We start from the raw sequence: 1,487 nt of genomic DNA, 5'->3' as shown, positions 1-1,487 counted from the left end.
GCTCATTAGAGGACCATCCCTACTGCAGCCCTCTTCGGTAGGGTTGTGACCTCTCGGTCCCGGCGGGTGCATGGCTCCGGTCGCGAGCTTCTCGAAGGCCACTGTGAGTTACGCCAGCCCCGCCGGGCCGAGGCCGTCTGATCGGCTTCAGGGACACGCCCCTCGGAGGGCCGATTAATGAGCTTCCGGCAGACGACCTCACCACCGGGCAGGTGCTCCGCGCTCGACACAGGAGTACGACCTTCGTGTTCATCGGATGGGACTGGGCGACCGAGACCCACGACGTCAGCGTCATGGACGACTCCGGCACCCGGGTAGACCGTTGGGAACTCGCGCACACCGAGCAGGGGATCGACGCCACCCTCAAGCGCCTGCGCCGCCACGGCAGTCCAGCCGACCTGCCGGTAGCGATCGAAACCAGCCGCGGCCTGGTCGTGGACCGACTGCTGGCAGCCGGCCACCCCGTGGTCCCGGTGCACCCGAACGCCTTCCATGCCATGCGTCCGCGCTGGGGCGCCTCCAAGGCCAAGACGGATGCCGGGGACAGCCGCAAGCTCGCCGACTACCTGCGCACCGACGGCCACCGGCTGCGGCGTTTGGTCCCCACCGACCCGAAGACTCTGGAACTGCAGGCCCTCACTCGCCAGCGTGCCGACCATGTCGAGGCACGCATCGCGGCTGTCAACCAGCTCGACGCCCAGCTCGATCAACTCTGGCCCGGCGGCAAGGCCGTCTTCGCCGACCGCGACAGTGACATCGCCCTGGACTTCCTCGACCGCTACCCGACGCCGCAGGCCGCTGCCAAGCTCACCCCCGCCAAGCTGGAAGCGTGGTGCAAACGGCGCGGATACCCCGGACGCCGCTCCGGCAAGGAGCTGATCGAGCGCATGCGATCCGCCCCGACCGCCGCCACCCGCCTCGGCGAAGCCGCCGTCGAGATCCTCGTCCGCGTACAGGTTCGACTCGTGCGCGGCATACGCGCCACGATCTGCGAACTCGACAAGGCGATCACCGAAGCGGTCGGGACACACCCCTACGCTCCGCTGCTGGCCACCATGCCCCGCATCGGCAAGATCAACCTCGGGCAGATCATCGGCGAGATCGGTCCGATCCTCGAACGCGCGGAGACCTGCGAGCAGTTCATCGCCGAGACCGGCGTCGTCCCCGTCACCCGGGCGTCCGGCAAGTCCCACGCCGTGACTTTCCGCTTCGCCACCAACCGCAGAGCCCGCCTGGCCGTCACTGTCTTCGCGGACCACAGCCGACACGGCAGCGACTGGGCTTCGAAGATCTACAACGACGCCAGGGCCCGCAAGAAGCGACACCCCCACGCCGCCCGAATCCTCGCCCGCGCCTGGCTCCGCGTGATCTGGGCCTGCTGGCGCGACGGAACCTGCTACGACCCCGTCATCCACCAGGCCAGCAGCAAGGTCAGCACACGTCCCGAGACCACTCTGGCGGTATAGGGGTTGACTCAGGAAACTCAC

General features: G+C 68.3%; 1 protein-coding gene. It reads left to right on the top strand.

Annotation, left to right across the window (positions count from 1 at the left end; genetic code table 11):
* Positions 1–245 precede the first annotated feature (245 nt).
* Positions 246–1,466 carry an IS110 family transposase gene (locus tag ABH940_RS36930; protein ID WP_370107290.1) on the top strand — a complete coding sequence of 407 codons (1,221 nt, stop codon included), beginning with the start codon at positions 246–248 and terminating at the stop codon, positions 1,464–1,466.
* The last annotated feature ends 21 nt before the right edge of the window (positions 1,467–1,487 follow it).

The sequence above is a fragment of the Streptacidiphilus sp. BW17 genome (genome assembly GCF_041262485.1).
Classification (GTDB): domain Bacteria; phylum Actinomycetota; class Actinomycetes; order Streptomycetales; family Streptomycetaceae; genus Streptacidiphilus.
This window is presented reverse-complemented; position numbering and strand designations above follow the sequence as displayed.